The following is an 18,355-nucleotide window of genomic DNA, read 5'->3' on the forward strand; positions in this document are numbered from 1 at the left end:
GTTTTTTCAACATGTTTCGATATTTTTTATCCACAAGTTTGGATACTGTGTATAAGCAGATTCCAGGCTTTTATTATCTCATCGAAAAGGAGGCACACGATTGGAAAATTTATCGAATTTATGGGACCAGGTATTGAAGAATATCGAGGCGCGTGTTTCGAAGCCCAGTTTTGAGACATGGCTGAAATCGACAAAACTGCTGACATACGAAGCGGAAAATGCTACGATTTCGGTTCCAAATTCTTTCGCAAAAGACTGGCTCGAAACTCATTACGTTCATCTGATCACAGGGATTTTGTCCGAACTGACAGGCGAAGACCGGATTATTGAGTTTATCGTGCCTCAGGATATGGCGGAAAACGATATTCAAATTCCTAAAACACCGCCAAAGGTTGCTGAGAAAGTACCTATGCCTAATTCTGCAGGCATGCTGAATCCGAAATATACATTCGATACATTTGTTATCGGATCAGGAAACCGTTTCGCCCACGCTGCTTCGCTTGCTGTCGCAGAGGCACCGGCTAAAGCTTACAATCCTCTCTTTATCTATGGAGGCGTTGGGCTGGGAAAGACACATTTAATGCATGCGATTGGTCATTATGTGCTGGAACAAAACCCTGCCTTGAAAGTTTCTTATTTGTCATCCGAAAAATTCACCAATGAATTCATCAATTCAATTCGTGATAATAAGGCTGGCGACTTCAGGGATCAGTATCGCAGCGTAGACGTGCTGCTGATTGATGATATTCAGTTCCTGGCAGGAAAAGAACAGACGCAGGAGGAATTCTTCCATACATTTAATACGCTGCACGAGGAATCCAAGCAGATCATTATCTCCAGTGACCGGCCGCCAAAAGAGATTCCTACATTGGAAGACCGGCTGCGCTCGCGCTTTGAATGGGGTTTGATTACAGATATTGCTCCGCCTGATCTGGAAACGCGGATTGCCATTCTTCGTAAAAAGGCAAAGGCTGACGGACTGATTGATATCTCTAATGATGTAATGCTGTACATTGCCAATCAAATTGATTCGAATATCCGAGAGCTTGAAGGCGCGCTGATCCGTGTGGTAGCGTACTCTTCTTTAGTAAACGCAGACATTACAACTGATTTGGCAGCAGAGGCATTGAAAGATATTATCCCTAACTCACGCCCTCGCATTATTTCCATCTTAGATATTCAAAAGTCCGTCGGTGAGCATTACAATATACGTCTTGAGGATTTCGTTGCGAAAAAAAGAACGCGGGCTATTGCTTATCCGCGCCAGGTTGCGATGTTCTTATCAAGAGAATTAACCGATTCTTCTTTGCCGAAGATCGGATCGGAATTTGGAGGACGTGATCACTCGACCGTGATTCATGCTCATGAGAAGATTTCGAAGATGCTGGAATCGGATAAGTCTTTACAGCAGGATATACAGGACATTAAGAAAACCTTAGGGCGCGCGTAAAAAAGCTGTGGATAAATGTGGACAAGGTGTGCAGGGTCATCCACTGTTTATGCACATGTGGGAAACTTTACTGCGCATGAATTTATTGGCGTTTTCCACATATCCACAGGCCCTACTACTATTACTACTATCTTTAAGTACTTTAATAACTATTATATAAGCGAGGTATCGAGATGCAGTTTGAAATTATGCGTGATAGATTGCTGGATGGATTAAGCGATGTCATCAAAGCAATCAGTTCAAAAGTGACGACACCTATTTTGACCGGGATAAAATTAGAGGCAACAGAAAAAGGATTGACGATGACCGGAAGTGACTCGGATATTACGATTTCCACATTTATTCCACTGGAAGAAGACGGCAATCAGATTATCCAAATGATTCAGCCAGGTACATTAGTGCTGCAGGCAAAAGTCTTTAACGAAATTATTCGTAAGCTGCCAACCAATGAAGTCATGATTGAATTGCGTGATGGAATGAAAACGCATATCCGTTCAGGACAGTCTGAATTTCATATCATTGCCCAAAGTGCTGATGAATATCCAATTCTTCCGGATATTAAAGATGCAGAACGTTTTGAGCTGCCGGCAGACCTGATGAAATCCATTATTCGTGAAACGGTATTTGCTGTATCACAGCAAGAAACACGTCCCGTACTGACAGGTGTTCAATGGACAGTAAAAGAGGATGAGCTATATTGCATCGCAACGGACAGCCACCGTTTGGCAAGACGTATTATCAAACCTGAAGTACAGGCGAGCACACCATTCAATGCAGTAATTCCCGGTAAAAGTCTGCAGGAATTGAGCAAAATTCTTCCGGATCACTCGACGGCAGTAGAAATTTTTATTGCCAATCAGCAAGTCCTGTTTAAATTGCATAACGTGTTATTTTATTCGAGACTGCTAGAAGGCAATTATCCGGATACATCTCGTTTAATTCCGAATGAATACAAGACATCGATTACAGTAAACGGGCGGAATTTATTACAGGCAATTGACCGTGCGTCATTGCTTGCCCGCGAAGACCGCAATAATATTGTTCACTTTTCCACAGACGGCAGCAACAATATCCAAATTTCCTCAAACTCTCCGGACGTCGGAAATGTAGAGGAAGTTGTGGAAGCTGTGAATATCGAAGGGGAACCTTTGAAAATTTCATTCAGTGCAAAATATATGATGGATGCTTTGAAGGCAATTGACGGTCAGGATCTGATGATTCATTTCACAGGAAGCATGCGCCCATTCATTTTAAAATCCATTGACAGTGAAGCAATTCTGCAATTAATTTTGCCGGTTCGGACGTTTTAATTTCACCGATAAGAAAATAAGTATGGATAGGATAGTCAACATGTTGGCTATCCTTTTTACTTATTGCGAAAAGTTAGGTAAACTAGAGGGACAGACTATTGATGAGGGATTGAGCAAATATGGAAAAAGTACAATTCAATGCACCGTACATTACACTTGGTCAATTATTGAAAATGACAAATACGATCAGTTCAGGCGGTATGGCCAAATGGTTTTTGTCAGAGAATGTTGTTTATGTAAACGGCGAGCCGGAACAGCGCCGCGGTAAGAAATTATATGATGAAGATGTCGTGAATATTCCGGGCGCAGGAAAGTTTAAACTGTCAGCGGATGAATCTGGACAGCCGGATGCATATTGACCGGCTTGCTTTAACGAATTATCGAAATTACGCCTCGCTCGAATTAGAATTCTCCCCAACTATGAACGTATTAATTGGTGAAAATGCCCAAGGAAAGACCAATATCATGGAGGCAATCTATGTATTGGCCATGGCAAAATCTCATCGCACTGCAAATGATCGTGAACTCATACGCTGGGAACAAGAGTGTGGTAAAATAGAAGGGGATGTCGAACGGAAATTTGGTCGTTTGCCATTAGAATTGACGATTTCCAAAAAAGGAAAGAAAGCAAGAGTCAATCACTTAGAACAAAACCGGCTGAGTATGTATGTGGGACAGATGAACGTAGTCATGTTCGCGCCTGAAGATTTAAATATCGTAAAGGGCAGCCCCCAACTGCGCAGGCGATTTTTAGATATGGAGATTGGTCAGATTTCGAGAGTTTATCTGCACGATCTGGTCAATTTTCAAAAGATCCTGAAACAGCGAAATGCCATGTTGAAAACCCATCGCGGCAAACTGGATCTGCAGGATGTCATGTTCGATGTGTATACAGAACAATATATTCAAGTCGCGGTACAAATTATCCGCAAACGGTTTTACTTCATGGAATTACTGCAAAAATGGGCAAATCCCATTCATCAGGGAATTTCACGCGGTTTGGAAACACTGGAAGTTTCATATGGAACTTTAAAAGACCTTCATTCTGGGCAGACTGTTGAAGAAATGGAGACAATTTTTGAAGATCAGCTGAAATCGGTAAGAAGACGCGAATTAGAACGGGGGCTTACGCTGGTAGGCCCGCATCGTGATGATTTGCAGTTTTTTGTCAATGGCTACGATATTCAGACGTATGGATCACAGGGCCAGCAGCGGACAACTGCACTGTCTTTGAAACTTGCTGAAATTGAGCTGGTTAAACAAGAGGTGGGAGAAACACCGATTTTATTGCTGGACGATGTGTTATCAGAGTTAGACGATTACCGCCAGTCTCATTTGCTGAGCACGATGCAGGGACAGGTTCAGACATTTGTTACGACAACAAATATTGCCGGAATCGATCACGAAACACTGCAGAAGGCAGCTATTTTCGAAGTGCACGATGGTTCGGTTTTGCGTAAGGAATAGGTTTTTGGAGTTTGAGATGGTTGAAAGGAAAGGTGAAGACGTTGGCAATGGAAGAGAAAGATGTACAGACAGCTTATGATGCGAATCAGATACAAGTGTTGGAAGGTCTAGAAGCTGTCCGTAAACGCCCGGGTATGTATATTGGGACGACAAGTGCAAAGGGACTTCATCATCTCGTATGGGAAATTGTCGACAATAGTATCGACGAAGCGCTCGCCGGCTATTGCGATCACATAGAAGTAACAATTGAGAAAGACAATTGGATCCGGGTAGAAGACAATGGCCGCGGTATTCCTGTAGGCATTCAAGAGTCTACCGGCAGACCTGCTGTAGAAGTCATTATGACGGTTCTTCACGCCGGCGGTAAGTTTGGCGGCGGCGGCTATAAAGTATCAGGCGGTCTCCACGGCGTAGGATCTTCGGTTGTTAATGCGCTGTCAGAAAAGACTGAAGTATTTGTTCGGCGTGACAATAAATTATATGCGATTGAATTTTCAAGAGGACCGGTTTCAAAAGAGCTGGAAGTCATCGGTGAGTCGACTGAAACAGGTACGACCATCCGATTTAAAGCCGATCCTGAAATCTTTACGGAAACGACTGTGTATGAATACAGCACGCTGTCCACGCGCCTGCGTGAACTGGCGTATTTAAACCGCGGTCTGCGTATTACGATTACAGACGAACGGGAAGAAGAGCCAAAGTCTCAACTGTTTCATTACGAAGGCGGTATTAAATCATACGTTCAGCACCTCAATGAAAATAAGGAACCGATTTTTGAAGATCCGATTTACATTGAAGGAGAACGTGATGGCATTGCTGTAGAAATCGCTATGCAGTATAACAGCGGTTATGCGGAAAACCTGCTTTCATTCGCTAATAATATACACACGTATGAGGGCGGTACACATGAATCCGGCTTTAAAACAGCATTGACACGTGTCATTAATGATTATGCCCGGAAAAATGGCCTGCTGAAAGAAGCGGACGGCAATTTATCCGGCGATGATGTACGTGAAGGCCTGACTGCGATCGTTTCTATCAAGCACCCTGATCCTCAATTTGAGGGACAAACAAAAACGAAGCTTGGAAACTCAGAGGTCAGCACGATTACAAACTCGCTGTTTTCTGAAGCATTGCAGCGTTTTCTGATTGAAAATCCTGTAGTCGCCCGGCAAGTAGTCGAAAAAAGCACGATGGCGGCAAGAGCACGCATGGCAGCTAAAAACGCCCGCGAATTGACGCGCCGCAAGTCAGCGCTCGAAGTGTCCAGTCTGCCGGGTAAACTGTCCGACTGTTCTTCAAGAGATCCGGCTCTCAGTGAACTGTACATCGTAGAAGGTGACTCTGCCGGAGGTTCAGCCAAAAACGGCCGAGACCGTCATTTCCAGGCAATCCTGCCGTTGCGCGGGAAAATTCTGAACGTAGAAAAGGCCCGTTTGGACCGTATACTCGGCAACGCAGAGATTCGCATGATCATTACGGCAATGGGTACAGGAATCGGTTCAGAATTTAATTTAGAGAAAGCCCGTTATCATAAGCTTGTCATTATGACAGATGCTGACGTCGACGGTGCGCACATCCGTACGTTATTATTAACCTTCTTCTTCCGATTCATGCGTCCGTTAATTGAAGCAGGCTATGTTTACATTGCACAGCCGCCGCTATACCGCGTGCGTGCGGGTAAAAGAGAAGAGTATTGCTACGACGAGGAAGCATTGCAGGAAATCATGGCAAGTATGCCCGCCTCACCAAAGCCAGACATCACACGCTACAAAGGTCTGGGTGAAATGAATCCTGAGCAGCTGTGGGAAACAACGATGGATCCTGATAAGCGTACATTCCTGCAAGTCCGTCTGGAAGATGCAATGGAAGCAAATACTACGTTTGACGAACTGATGGGCGATGAAGTGGAGCCGCGCAGAAAGTTCATTGAAGATAATGCGGTATTCGTACAGAATATCGATACCTGATCAGCAGCCAGTTGACCGGCACAGCTGAACTTATAGATATAAGTGGTGAAAGGAGCTTGACAACATGGCAGATTTGCCACGAAGCGGTGTGCAAGAAATAAATATCAATACGGAAATGAAAACTTCATTTCTGAACTATGCAATGAGTGTTATTGTTTCACGGGCGCTTCCTGATGTCCGTGACGGGCTCAAGCCAGTACACAGACGGATTTTATACGCAATGCACGACCTGGGCATTACAGCTGACAAACCGCATAAGAAATCTGCTCGTATCGTAGGGGACGTAATCGGTAAGTATCACCCGCATGGTGACAGTGCCGTTTACGACACAATGGTACGGATGGCGCAGGATTTCAGTTATCGCTATATGCTCGTAGACGGTCACGGAAACTTCGGTTCTGTTGACGGGGACGGAGCAGCAGCCATGCGTTATACAGAGTCGCGCATGTCGAAAATCGCTATGGAACTGCTGCGTGATATCAATAAAAATACGATTGATTTCCAGGCCAACTATGATGAGCAGGAAAAAGAGCCGGCTGTCCTGCCAGGCCGATATCCCAACTTACTGGTTAACGGTACATCAGGGATTGCGGTTGGAATGGCCACGAACATTCCCCCTCACCATCTGGGCGAAACAATTGACGCGGTACTAGCGTTAGCGGAAAACAGTGCAATCACTACCGAAGAATTGATGGAAATCGTTCCGGGACCTGATTTTCCCACCGGTGGTATGATCTTAGGACGCAGCGGTATCCGCAGAGCGTACGAGACAGGCCGCGGTTCCCTCATTATCCGCGGTAAAGCGGAAATTGAAACGGCGTCAAACGGACGAGAAACGATTATTGTCACGGAAATTCCATTCCAGGTGAATAAAGCAAAGCTCATTGAAAAAATTGCAGAGCTGGTGCGCGATAAGAAAATTGACGGCATCACTCACCTGGCAGATGAATCCGACCGGACAGGAATGCGGATCGTCATTGAAGTGCGACGAGATTCAAACGCCAATGTACTGTTGAATAATCTGTACAAGCAGACTGCCTTGCAGACAAGCTTCGGTATTAACATGCTGGCACTTGTAGATAAGCAGCCAAAAGTACTTGGATTGAAAGAAATTCTCTTTCATTACTTAGAGCATCAAAAAGTGGTTATCCGACGCCGTACACAGTTTGAGCTGAATAAAGCTGAAGACCGTGCTCACATCTTAGAAGGTTTGCGTATTGCGCTCGATCATATCGACCGTATCATTGCATTAATTCGAGGATCGAAAACTACGGCAGAAGCAAAAGCGAATCTGATGGAAACGTTCGAGCTTTCCGACCGTCAGTCCCAGGCAATCCTGGACATGCGTTTACAGCGTCTGACAGGTTTGGAGCGGGACAAGATTGAGTCTGAATACCAAGAGCTTGTGACGCTGATCGAAGAGTTGCGCGCGATTTTAGCGGATGAGCAAAAGGTAATCGAAATTATCCGTGAAGAATTAACAGAGATTAAAGAACGTTTCTCAGATGAACGCCGGACTGAAATTATGCTGGGCGGTTCTGAAATGCTTGAAGACGAAGACTTGATCCCGGTTGAAAACTCCATCGTGACATTAACTCACCAAGGCTATATTAAACGTCTGCCTGCGAATACCTATCGCAGTCAAAAGCGCGGCGGCCGCGGTATTCAAGGCATGGGTACAAATGAAGACGATTTTGTTGAGCATCTGTTGAATACATCAACACACGATACGATTCTACTGTTTACTACCAGAGGCCGTGTGTTCCGTAAGAAAGGCTATGAGGTACCTGAATACAGCCGTACTGCGAAGGGATTGCCGATTATCAACCTCATTGATTTTGAAAAAGGTGAAAAGGTAACGGCCATGATTCCAATCAGCGAGTTCAGCGAAGATCATTATCTATTCTTTGCAACAAAACACGGAGTCATCAAGCGCACGTCCATCATGGGCTACGCGAATATCCGGGCGAACGGTCTGATTGCATTAGGTCTGCGTGATGAAGATGAGCTGATCTCTGTTAAATCAACAGACGGTCAATCAGATATCGCGATTTGTACCAAGCAAGGCATGCTTATTCGTTTTGCAGAAGAGGATATACGCCCGCTTGGAAGAACAGCCGCCGGTGTGCGCGGTATCCGCTTACGTACAGATGATGAAGTTGTCGGCATGGATATAGTGGATCAAGGTGACGACATCCTCGTAGTAACTGAAAAAGGATACGGTAAACGTACGCCTGAAAGTGAATACCGTTCGCAGTCACGTGGCGGATATGGTTTGAAAACGATGCATATGACAGAACGCAATGGAGATATTGTTGCGATGAAGTCAGTAAACGGTGAAGAAGATCTGATGCTGATTACGATTCATGGAATTCTAATTCGTATGTCAATCGGCGATATTTCTATTTTTGGGCGATCTACGCAAGGTGTGCGTTTGATTCGATTAGCTGATGATGAACGCGTAGCGACAGTAGCGAAAGTCGAAAAAAGTGAGGAAGATCCGGAAGAAGAGCTGGAGCCGGACTCAATTGAAGCAATTGACATGGCAGAAGACAGTGAGATTGCTGAAATTGAAACAGAGGATTCGGAAGAAGTAGATTGATCTTAGGTCATTGAAGGGCGTAAAGTGCCGCTTCAATGACCTTTTTTTATGATTTAGTATTTTTTACTCATTCATCTATCCAAATATTTGAGAATATTATATGATAATAGATAGAGTACAGAAGAAATTGGGTGAGAGTATGGATATTTATAAAGAGATAAGTGAATTAAGACCGGGCAGCTTCCTGAAAGAAGACTTATATGCAAATACAAAAAATCCCATTATAGTAAAAGATACAAAGCTGACATTAGAACATTTCGAAGTGCTCCGTACATTCGGCATCTCGAGAGTACTAATAGAATCCAAAGCTCAAAATTCATCCGAACAGCCTCTGGTTGATCAAGTTACAGAAGTAAAATTGACACCTGAAGTCGAAAAATTAGTAATGCAAAGCTCACCGCCGAAATCAAGAACTTTGGAATCTTTATACGATGAAACGGTAGAGGCTTATCAAAAAGAGTTTGCGGGTTATAGATCGGGCAAGAAACTGGATGTGGCTGCTGTACGTGTAATCGTACTTCCTGTCATCCAGGCTTTCCTTGAAAATAAAGAGTATGTTAGAAGGTTGAACGAGTTTTCAACTATTCAAAACTACCGCTCCCACCATTCCATCAGCGTAGGAATATTGGCGGCGCTTATTAGTGAGCAGATGGGTTATCCAAAGGGACAAGTTCTGCAAGTGGGCATTGCCGGCGTGTTAGCTGACAGCGGAATGGCAAAAGTTGACCAAAAAATTCTTGATAAGGTAGCATTTCTGACCAGTGAAGAACTGAGTGAAGTGAAGAAGCACGTCATCCACAGTTTTCAGATGGTGCAGGATTCTTCCTTAGTGCGCCCGGAAATGAAAGCAGCAATTTTGCAGCATCATGAGCGCTTTGACGGCAGCGGCTATCCACGCGGCTTGAAAGGCCAGGAAATCACGGAAATCTCTCAGATTATTTCTGTGGCCGACGTTTATCATGCAATGGCATCAGAAAGGCCCTATCGTCAAAAGGAGAACTCCTTCAAAGTAATAGAGTTAATGAGAGAAGAAGAGTTTGGGAAATTTGATGTAAAGATTATTCAAGTGCTCCATGACCTGATCAATAAGCTGTCGATCGGTACAAAAGTGAAGCTGACAACAGATGAAATAGCAGAGGTTATTTATCTTCACCGTGATTTCCCGTTACGGCCGATCGTTAAAGTGCTGGGAAGCGGAACTCATTTAGATTTATCATCAAACAGAAAAATTACAATTGAAAAGATCTTTTGATAAATGGAGCAAGGAATCCTCTCTCTATAGAAGGATTCCTTGCTCTTTATTTCTATAGAGAGTCTTAGAACTAGCTTTAAAGAGAGAGTTTCAAAGAAATTGATAAAATTGCTTGCATTATAAAAAGAACGATGGTATATTAATAAGCGTCGCATTTGCAAGACAGCTTTTTGGTTCGTCAGCGACGGAGTTTGGCGCGCGGAAACCCGGGTTACGCGCGCGGCCGGCTGAGTTTCGCTCGCTCAAGGACGATTTACGCGCGGCTGTTCACTTTTTTGGCGCGCGCGGCCGGTGATTTCATTTGTTCTATGATCACGAAACGATGGTTAATGATCACATGTCATGCCTCTATGATCATGCGGACGTGCTGAATGAGCGGCTGGCCAGGCTGTTTGAGCGCAGTTGCTCTGTGTATGATCATTGCGGGTAGTTGTATGATCATTTTCATTTAAATAAAAAAACCGCCGCTGACTAAAATGTCAGCGACGGTTCCTATATTACCGCTCTTCTGCTACGAACGGAAGAAGTGCCATGATGCGTGCACGTTTGATTGCGATCGTCAATTTACGTTGGTATTTAGCGCTTGTACCAGTAACTCGACGAGGCAACATCTTTCCGCGCTCAGAGATAAACTTCTTCAACAAATCTACATCTTTATAGTCGATGTGTGTAATGTTGTTAGAAGTGAAATAGCAAACTTTACGGCGTTTGCGACCTCCACGACGTGGTGCCATAATTGTTGTCCTCCTTCCTGTTTGCGTAATCGTAAATCTATTTCAATCAGAATGGCAAGTCGTCATCTGTTACTTCGATTGGACCGCCGCCCGGCTGGAATGGATCATTGTCGACACGCGTCATATTTTGCTGACTTGGTTGGTAGGATTGCTGATTGTAGCCCTGTCCCTGATCTTGTGCAGGTGCGTTATTATAAGATGGCGCTCCTCCACCGTAAGACGGTGACGGCTGCCGCTCTTGATTTGCATTTGCACTGCGCGGCTCAAGAAACTGGGTACTGTCCGCAACAACTTCTGTCGTGTAAACACGCTTACCGTCCTGTCCTTCAAAGCTGCCCGTCTGAATACGGCCATCTACTCCGGCAAGACTTCCTTTTCGTAAGTAATTCGCGATGTTCTCAGCCTGTTTACGCCAAGCTACACAGCTGATAAAATCTGCTTCCCGTTCACCCTGCTGGTTAGAGAACGCACGGTTCACTGCCAGTGTAAATCGAGTCACAGCAATACCACTCTGTGTATACTTCAGCTCAGGATCTTTCGTTAATCGACCAACTAAAACGACACGGTTTATCATTCAGAATCAAACCTCCCTCATCATTTAGAATTCAGTAATTTATATCAGCTTACGCGTCAACGCGAGTTACCATATGACGGATGATACCTTCATTGATATTCGCTAAACGTGTAAATTCATCGATTGCTTCAGCACCAGAGTTAAGTGTTACTAACTGGTAGTAACCTTCACGCAGGTCGTCGATTTCGTATGCAAGACGGCGCTTGCCCCACTCTTTCGACTCGATGATTTCCCCACCGTTTGAAGTTAGGACAGTGTCAAAACGTTCAATCAACGCTTTTTTCGCGTCATCTTCAAGAGTTGGGCGCATAATGTACATAATTTCGTACTTTCTCATCAATAGTCACCTCCTTATGGACTTGGGCCCTGCTTTTTCAAGCGGGCAAGGAGTAAGTAATTTTACTATTACTCACATCAGTATATATTATCATATCCTGATTGGAACATCAACCCTGAATATACTATACTGAATGAATTAAGGAGTGAATTCATATGGAAGAACAACAGCCTGTCATTGTGGAATTAGATTTACAGAAAGTGGCGAAGGAAAGCATCTGGCTGACTGTCCTTCCGCTTTTGACGCTCTTCCTGATCCGCTTCTTCTTGGATGGCGGACTGCATCTGACATTTTCATTTTGGTATCTGCTTTATGGGTTTATCGGCTATCTCGTTTTAATTGTGGTTCATGAGGTTTTCCATTTGCTCGGCTTCCGTATTTTCTGTAATGTTCCTTGGAAGAACATGGACTATGGCGTGAATCTGAAAATGGGGATTGCCTACGCCACGGCAGACCAGCTGATGGACAATAAAGGGATCCGCAAAGCGTTGCTACTGCCGTTCTGGATGACAGGAATCCTGCCTGCCGTCATTGCACTTTATATCGGTGACGGTGTTCTGCTGACGCTTGGTGCACTGCTGATCGGCGGGGCGGCCGGTGATTTTGCGATGTATAAAGAACTGAAGAAGTTTCCGGATGATGCGATGGTGAAAGACGATCCTGAACTGCCGAAGCTTTATATTTATCTTGGGGAATGAAAAGAGCTGTTTCCCCATTCAACGAGGAAACAGCTTTTCATCTGTACATAGCAGTAATTTCTGGTTCACTCCAAAATATCCCTGAGTTTTTCTCGCCTAATCAAATAAACCAGAAGACCGGCGCTTACAATTCCCGACAAGCCATATAGACTTGGAACGAGCCATTGTGGGAATTGCACAGAAATAATATGGCTCAACAATATTTTGAATCCCAGTAGAAGCATCACAAATAGTAAAGGAATTTGAATACCAATCAATGTGACGAAATTGGGTACAACACTTGAAACAGACATTGCCAGCATCGTAAAAATTAATCCGATGACGTAAATCGCCAGGATGCACAGCCAAATATACTGTAAAAAAGTTGGATCATACCAAGTCAGGTTCGCAATGAACGCATTCACTCCTAAACCGAAATATGGTGAAGTAGCATTTTGTGCGTACAAGCTGAAATAGAAAGCCAACAGCACCGTGATGACCAGCCCTGCGGAAAGAATACCGGCAATCAATTTTGTTTTATAGATTCCTCTGCCGATTTTCGATGTGTACTGTAGATCGAGCAGCCGCCTTGTGCGATCTTTTAAAATGAATGGTGAAATGAGAAGTACGACGCTGAATAAGATCGTAATTCCGACATGGACAATAAACTCTTTAAAATTTTGGATGACTACTTCTGGATACGCTTGATACTTTCCTTCAGCGAGTAATTCGTCAAAACGTTTTTGTTGCAAAACATTCGCCTCAAACCCTATCATTTCTTTCATGTCATGAAAGTCCATGAGCCGTGACCTCTCCTGCAGTTCCCAAAATAGATCTTCTTGCTGTTCATGCATGATTTGGTCCGCCAATTCCTGTTGTTCTTCATTGTTCCGATCGGCATTTATTAGCTTGTCGTAATTATCCATACCGGCAGCTGAAAATTCAGGACGCGCCTGCAAATACTCATTCGCTTCCTCTTTTTTGAGCTCATACATTTGGCGGAAATCAAGCATGTCCTTTTCATCCATCTGCACACCATATTCTTCTACCATTTCTATGCCGAGACGGTATCCGTCAAGTGCTGGTCTGCCATTCGGAAAATATTCAATGTCAAAACTTATTAATAAAAAGTACAAGACAGCATTGACAAGCAGTAAAAACGTCAGCATTCTCCACGTCAATATCTTCTTCATTTCATTCCAAACGATTTGCATTTCACACCACCTACCCTATATCCGTTTTAGTAAATCTTCTATAAACTGCAAAGCAAATTCCTGCAGCAATCAGCGTCCAACAGCTGACAGTCAGCCATTCGTAATTTCGAGAACCAGTCAGACCGCCTCCCATGAACGAGTTAGAGATCCCGAGCAATAATTGAGAAAGATTATAGCCTGTAATGAAAAGCAGAATAGACGATTTGGACATAAAACTAGGAAACAACCAGGCAATTATAAAAAAGAGGGCGATTCCTGAAAAAGCGATGTAACTATTTTTCACCACTGTAGACAAAGCGAATGTCAAACAAGACATGAGCAGCCCCCCTGCCAGGACAATGCCGGCCGCCAGCCATAAAAATGTTCCAACCGATATATCCCGCCAAGCAATATAAGGAAAATTATATTCCCAGTTGAATGCACTGCTAATGGAAGTTGACCATACATGTGAATAATCAAATACAATGAAAAAAGTACCCAAGGTGATGCCGAGTAATAAAATCATTGTGGCAACTGCAATGGCTATGGATGCTGATAATTTATCTTTCATCAACTTCCTTCCACGCTTCGTGGAAAATATAAGCAGCTGTGTTTTTTGTTCAAATTCATATGCGGTAATTAGAGCTGTTGCTAAAACAATCAGCAACAACGATTCAATGATGATATGCCTGAAAACCGTTTGAAACAGGAAGCTATGCATGAAGTAGGCTTTGCCTGCAAAAAACCATTGCTTATGCTCTCCATTTTTCACTAGTTCTTCAAAACGTTTATCCAGTTTCTCATATTCCTGCAAAAGATAGGACGCTGCCGAGCCGCTGAGCCCATACTTTCTCACTTCTCCTTCTCCTGCTTCCTGAATATCAATCCCTGCATAGCTCTCGTCTATTGAACGGGCTGTATTGAAATACATTTCTTTTACTGCAAGCTGCTGAATTTGATTCCATTGTTCTGTGCTATAAGTTTCTTGTTCTTCCGGCGACATATTTTCTAAGAGTTCCTGCACGCTTTGGAATTCCAGTCCTGCACTGTGTTTCAACTGGGTCATTTCCTGCTGAATATCCTGATCCAACTGTGCAAGCGAAGTGTCTGAAATATCACGTCCATATGTATCAATCAGTTCGTTGACTATTTTCAACTCTTCTTTATGATCTGATGAACTGACGATCAGATAGATGTTATAAACAGAAAACAGGAGAAACAGTCCCAAGAAAATTGGTGATTGTATTACTTTCTTGCACTCATACAATAAAATCCTCATTGCACTGTTCCGTTCGTTTCGTCCCGGTATTCATACAAAAATACATCCTCTAACTGCGGCTGTACGGGCAGCCAATCAACTTGTGGAGTTCCTTTATGGATAAATCGTACAATCATTTTTCCGTACTCCTGCTTTTCAGAAAGCAATACATGATTTTGACGGAAGGATTGCAGCTGTTCGAATTCCATTGATGTTTCAAAAACCGCTCCATCCAATGTTCCACAAATAGTTTCTACCGAATCTTTGTAAAGAATCTGCTGGTTTTTAATCATGATAATTTCATTCGCGATGGATTCTATATCCGATACAATATGGGTGGAAACTATGACAAGCCGCGAACGAGCCAGATCGGTCAGCAAATTTCGAAACCGTGCTCTCTCTTTTGGATCAAGGCCGGCAGTCGGTTCATCCAAAATCAAGATCTTCGGATCATTGAGCAAAGCCTGTGCAATGCCGACCCTCTGCACCATTCCGCCCGAAAATTTTTTCATCTTTTTATTCATGACATCGCCAAGTGCTACCTTATCCAGCAGTTCTATAATTTTAGGTAATGCTTCTTTTTTGCTTATTCCCTTCAGGGCGGATAAATAAAGTAAATACTGCTTAGGCGAATAGTTCTTATAATAGCCAAAATGCTGTGGTAAGTAGCCGAGCAGCTCTCGATAACTGCTGTCCATATCGATAATATTCTTGCCGTTATAGAAAACTTCTCCTTTTGTCGGATATAGTAAAGTCGCCAGCATTTTAATGAGCGTTGTTTTCCCTGCACCATTCGGAGCCAGCAAGCCATAGAGTCCTGTTTCAAATTCCAACTGTATATCTCGCAAGGCAGTAAAATCTCCATATTGTTTTGAAACCTCTTTTACCACTAACACGTTAAACAGCCCCTTTCATTTGTCTTAAATCAAAATATTTTTTCAGCAGGCCGCCATATACATACAAACTGCCAAGCAGAACAAGCACATAGATAACTATGGGGATTTGCACAAGCAACTCACCGTATAATGAGCCCATGCCATAGTGGAGCAGAAGATTCAAAAAGATCCAACCAAACACCATAGTTGCAGTAGTTACAAGCGAGTGTCGCTTCATCAAAGTCCATAAAAACAGATTCGAGAAAATAAACAATGAAGTTAAGGAAATCATCAATGCCCGAATGAAATGAATATGCGGATGAACTTGTGCAACTAAAGCTATGAAGAAACTATTGATCAAGATGGACAGCACACTAAAGGCCAGCATCCTAAATGCCATAAGTTGATAAACGTTAAACTTACAAGCCATTTCGACTTCGTACGTATCCCGTTCCACTCTTGTCCAATAGCTATATAAGGAAAACCCAAGAAATAAAACAGGTGATATGAGAAACAGTCCTGTATAGACTGCCTCACTCTCTAAATGTTGCTGAATGAAAAACAACCAGCCAAACAGCAATATTCCAATTAAGAAAATGAAAATTAATTCCCTTCGATCTGCAAATATCTGACGCATGCTGATTTGTGAGTACATAGTATTCATCTGACGAGAAAATGTGGGTTTGGCGGCAACACTTTGTTCCACAATTTGTTTTATTTGTGATTGGACTAAATGTTCATCCAACTCGGGCACCTGAAAGTTTTCTTTATTCAAGATGATTCGCCTCCATTTTTGACCGAATCCACCGTAGTGCCGAATAATATCTGGTTTTTACTGTCGACAACGGGAGGTCTTCGATTTCCGCAATTTCCTGCAACGTGTACTCCCCAAATAGTTTGAGACGGACGACTTGCTGAGAACGGGCATCCAGTTTGTTTATGTATGCAGCCGCACGCGCATAGTCCTCTTTATATTCCAAAGAAAGAGTCATATCATATTCATCTTCGAATAAGTCATCCTCCATCGGCTGTGCGAGCTGTGCATACCGATAACTTTTCGACCGGTAATAATCTACCAGACGATTCGATGCAATCTTATACAACCACGTTCGAAACGATGCTTTTTTATCATTGTATTGATGAATGGACTGGAGCGCGCCCATAAAAATATCCTGTGTCAAGTCAAGAGACAACTCGACATCCAGCGTCTGCTTATAACTAAACGCATAGATTTCTTTATAGTATTTTGCTACAAGATCATTCGCAGCGGATGCTTTTATATTTTTTTGAAGCTGTTTAATCCACTTCTTCTCTTGATCCATTCAGACGCCACCTACTTGCTTCATTCACTTTTGTTCTCTTAAGTATATTCGTAAGCCATCCGAAAAAAGTTTGCATATTGGTAAATTTATTTTTCTATTGCCATGTAACTACCTATTGAACGCAAAAAAACTGCTTCCCCATCATAACGAGGAAACAGCTTTTCAACTTTGCAATTACACGTTAAAACGGAACAACATAACATCGCCGTCTTTAACGATATATTCTTTACCTTCCAAACGGACTTTGCCGGCTTCTTTTGCTGCCACCATCGAACCGTTCTCTACTAAATCATCATAGGCCACCGTTTCCGCACGGATGAATCCGCGTTCGAAATCAGTATGGATGACACCCGCACACTGAGGCGCTTTCATGCCTTTAATGAACGTCCATGCACGTACTTCCTGCACACCTGCTGTGAAGTATGTTGCCAGGCCAAGTAAATTGTATGTTGCTTTGATCAGTTGGTCAAGTCCTGATTCTTTGATGCCGAGTTCTTCAAGGAACATCTCCTTCTCGTCATCTTCAAGCTCTGCCATCTCTTCTTCAATCTTCGCACAGACGACAATCACTTCTGCATTGTCCTTCTCTGCAAAGTCACGAACCTGCTGTACATATGGATTATTATCAGCATCCGCAATCTCATCTTCTGATACATTCGCCACATACAGCATCGGCTTGATCGTCAATAAATGCATGCCTTTGATGACCTGGTACTCATCATCTGTCAGGTCAACAGAACGCGCAGCCAATTCATTTTCAAACCCTTCTTTTAGCTTCAATAGAACCGGCTCTTCAATCATCGCTGCTTTATCTTTCTGCTTCGCCATCTTGGACACACGTGCCAATCGCTTGTCCACGCTTTCCATATCTGCCAGAATCAATTCGAGATTAATGATTTCAATGTCATCAATCGGGCTTACTTTTCCGGCTACATGCGTAATATTTTCATCCACGAAACAGCGGACGACCTGACAAATTGCATCTACTTCACGAATATGCGAAAGAAACTTATTTCCAAGTCCTTCCCCTTTACTCGCTCCTTCTACAATTCCTGCAATATCTGTAAATTCGAATGCAGTCGGCACGGTCTTCTTCGGCACAACAAGCTCTGTCAGCTTATCTAAACGCTCATCCGGCACTTCCACGATCCCGACGTTCGGATCAATCGTACAGAACGGATAATTTGCCGCCTCGGCTCCCGCTTTCGTTATTGCATTAAATAATGTTGATTTTCCCACGTTCGGAAGACCTACAATCCCAGCTGTTAACGCCATTCTTCCCACACCTTTCTCATCTATTCAAACCTTCATTATTCGTTGGTCAACCATTTCAT

Annotated in this window: 17 protein-coding genes; 8 read left to right on the plus strand and 9 right to left on the minus strand. The window is 43.3% G+C overall.

Annotated features, from left to right (window positions below):
- Nucleotides 1-100: 100 nt before the first annotated feature.
- From dnaA to NCCP2331_RS15950, 7 genes are all read left to right on the plus strand, one after another.
- Nucleotides 101-1,450, plus strand: a complete 1,350-nt coding sequence (gene dnaA, locus NCCP2331_RS15920) for a chromosomal replication initiator protein DnaA (RefSeq protein ID WP_153721516.1) — start codon at nucleotides 101-103, stop codon at nucleotides 1,448-1,450.
- Between the two features lie 173 nt (nucleotides 1,451-1,623).
- Complete coding sequence (gene dnaN / locus NCCP2331_RS15925; RefSeq protein WP_153721515.1) at nucleotides 1,624-2,760, plus strand: DNA polymerase III subunit beta; 1,137 nt, start codon at nucleotides 1,624-1,626, stop codon at nucleotides 2,758-2,760.
- A gap of 119 nt (nucleotides 2,761-2,879) precedes the next feature.
- Nucleotides 2,880-3,119 carry a S4 domain-containing protein YaaA gene (gene yaaA, locus NCCP2331_RS15930; RefSeq protein WP_153721514.1) on the plus strand — a complete coding sequence of 80 codons (240 nt, stop codon included), beginning with the start codon at nucleotides 2,880-2,882 and terminating at the stop codon, nucleotides 3,117-3,119.
- Complete coding sequence (gene recF, locus NCCP2331_RS15935; protein ID WP_251671805.1) at nucleotides 3,109-4,227, plus strand: DNA replication/repair protein RecF; 1,119 nt, start codon at nucleotides 3,109-3,111, stop codon at nucleotides 4,225-4,227. Before yaaA ends, recF begins: the two co-directional genes overlap by 11 nt.
- A gap of 47 nt (nucleotides 4,228-4,274) precedes the next feature.
- A complete protein-coding gene (gene gyrB / locus NCCP2331_RS15940; protein ID WP_228551041.1) occupies nucleotides 4,275-6,197 on the plus strand; it encodes a DNA topoisomerase (ATP-hydrolyzing) subunit B in 1,923 nt (640 codons plus the stop codon).
- A 64-nt stretch (nucleotides 6,198-6,261) separates the two neighbouring features.
- A complete protein-coding gene (gyrA, locus tag NCCP2331_RS15945; RefSeq protein WP_153721513.1) occupies nucleotides 6,262-8,799 on the plus strand; it encodes a DNA gyrase subunit A in 2,538 nt (845 codons plus the stop codon).
- 100 nt (nucleotides 8,800-8,899) lie between these two features.
- Entirely contained in the window at nucleotides 8,900-10,051 is a 1,152-nt protein-coding gene (locus tag NCCP2331_RS15950) for an HD-GYP domain-containing protein (protein WP_251671791.1), read from the plus strand.
- A gap of 497 nt (nucleotides 10,052-10,548) precedes the next feature.
- Here the strand turns inward: NCCP2331_RS15950 and rpsR are convergent, their stop codons facing one another.
- The 3 genes from rpsR to rpsF are packed head-to-tail and all read right to left on the minus strand — an operon-like array spanning nucleotide 10,549 to nucleotide 11,696.
- Entirely contained in the window at nucleotides 10,549-10,788 is a 240-nt protein-coding gene (rpsR, locus tag NCCP2331_RS15955; RefSeq protein WP_304625223.1) for a 30S ribosomal protein S18, read from the minus strand.
- Between the two features lie 43 nt (nucleotides 10,789-10,831).
- Nucleotides 10,832-11,359: a single-stranded DNA-binding protein gene (gene ssb / locus NCCP2331_RS15960; RefSeq protein WP_153721537.1), complete on the minus strand. Its 528-nt coding sequence runs from the start codon at nucleotides 11,357-11,359 to the stop codon at nucleotides 10,832-10,834.
- A gap of 49 nt (nucleotides 11,360-11,408) precedes the next feature.
- On the minus strand, nucleotides 11,409-11,696 hold the full coding sequence (gene rpsF, locus NCCP2331_RS15965) for a 30S ribosomal protein S6 (RefSeq protein ID WP_153721536.1): 288 nt from the start codon (nucleotides 11,694-11,696) through the stop codon (nucleotides 11,409-11,411).
- 155 nt (nucleotides 11,697-11,851) lie between these two features.
- On the opposite strand from rpsF, the gene NCCP2331_RS15970 reads away from it, so the two are divergent.
- Nucleotides 11,852-12,394, plus strand: coding sequence for a DUF3267 domain-containing protein (locus NCCP2331_RS15970; RefSeq protein WP_251671792.1), 543 nt, complete (start codon nucleotides 11,852-11,854; stop codon nucleotides 12,392-12,394).
- Nucleotides 12,395-12,459: 65 nt separating this feature from the next.
- Here the strand turns inward: NCCP2331_RS15970 and NCCP2331_RS15975 are convergent, their stop codons facing one another.
- The 6 genes from NCCP2331_RS15975 to ychF form a co-directional block, all read right to left on the minus strand.
- Nucleotides 12,460-13,587: an ABC transporter permease subunit gene (locus NCCP2331_RS15975; protein WP_251671793.1), complete on the minus strand. Its 1,128-nt coding sequence runs from the start codon at nucleotides 13,585-13,587 to the stop codon at nucleotides 12,460-12,462.
- A gap of 10 nt (nucleotides 13,588-13,597) precedes the next feature.
- Complete coding sequence (locus NCCP2331_RS15980; RefSeq protein ID WP_251671794.1) at nucleotides 13,598-14,833, minus strand: membrane-associated sensor domain-containing protein; 1,236 nt, start codon at nucleotides 14,831-14,833, stop codon at nucleotides 13,598-13,600.
- Between the two features lie 8 nt (nucleotides 14,834-14,841).
- Nucleotides 14,842-15,720, minus strand: a complete 879-nt coding sequence (locus NCCP2331_RS15985) for an ABC transporter ATP-binding protein (RefSeq protein WP_251671795.1) — start codon at nucleotides 15,718-15,720, stop codon at nucleotides 14,842-14,844.
- A 1-nt stretch (nucleotide 15,721) separates the two neighbouring features.
- On the minus strand, nucleotides 15,722-16,474 hold the full coding sequence (locus NCCP2331_RS15990; RefSeq protein WP_251671796.1) for a hypothetical protein: 753 nt from the start codon (nucleotides 16,472-16,474) through the stop codon (nucleotides 15,722-15,724).
- Nucleotides 16,467-17,021, minus strand: coding sequence for an RNA polymerase sigma factor (locus NCCP2331_RS15995; RefSeq protein ID WP_251671797.1), 555 nt, complete (start codon nucleotides 17,019-17,021; stop codon nucleotides 16,467-16,469). Before NCCP2331_RS15995 ends, NCCP2331_RS15990 begins: the two co-directional genes overlap by 8 nt.
- A 174-nt stretch (nucleotides 17,022-17,195) precedes the next feature.
- Entirely contained in the window at nucleotides 17,196-18,296 is a 1,101-nt protein-coding gene (gene ychF, locus NCCP2331_RS16000; protein WP_251671798.1) for a redox-regulated ATPase YchF, read from the minus strand.
- Nucleotides 18,297-18,355: the final 59 nt, after the last annotated feature.

Origin of the sequence: Sporosarcina sp. NCCP-2331 (assembly GCF_023707945.1) — a bacterium.
In the GTDB taxonomy this organism is placed as follows: Bacteria; Bacillota; Bacilli; order Bacillales_A; family Planococcaceae; genus Sporosarcina; species Sporosarcina cascadiensis.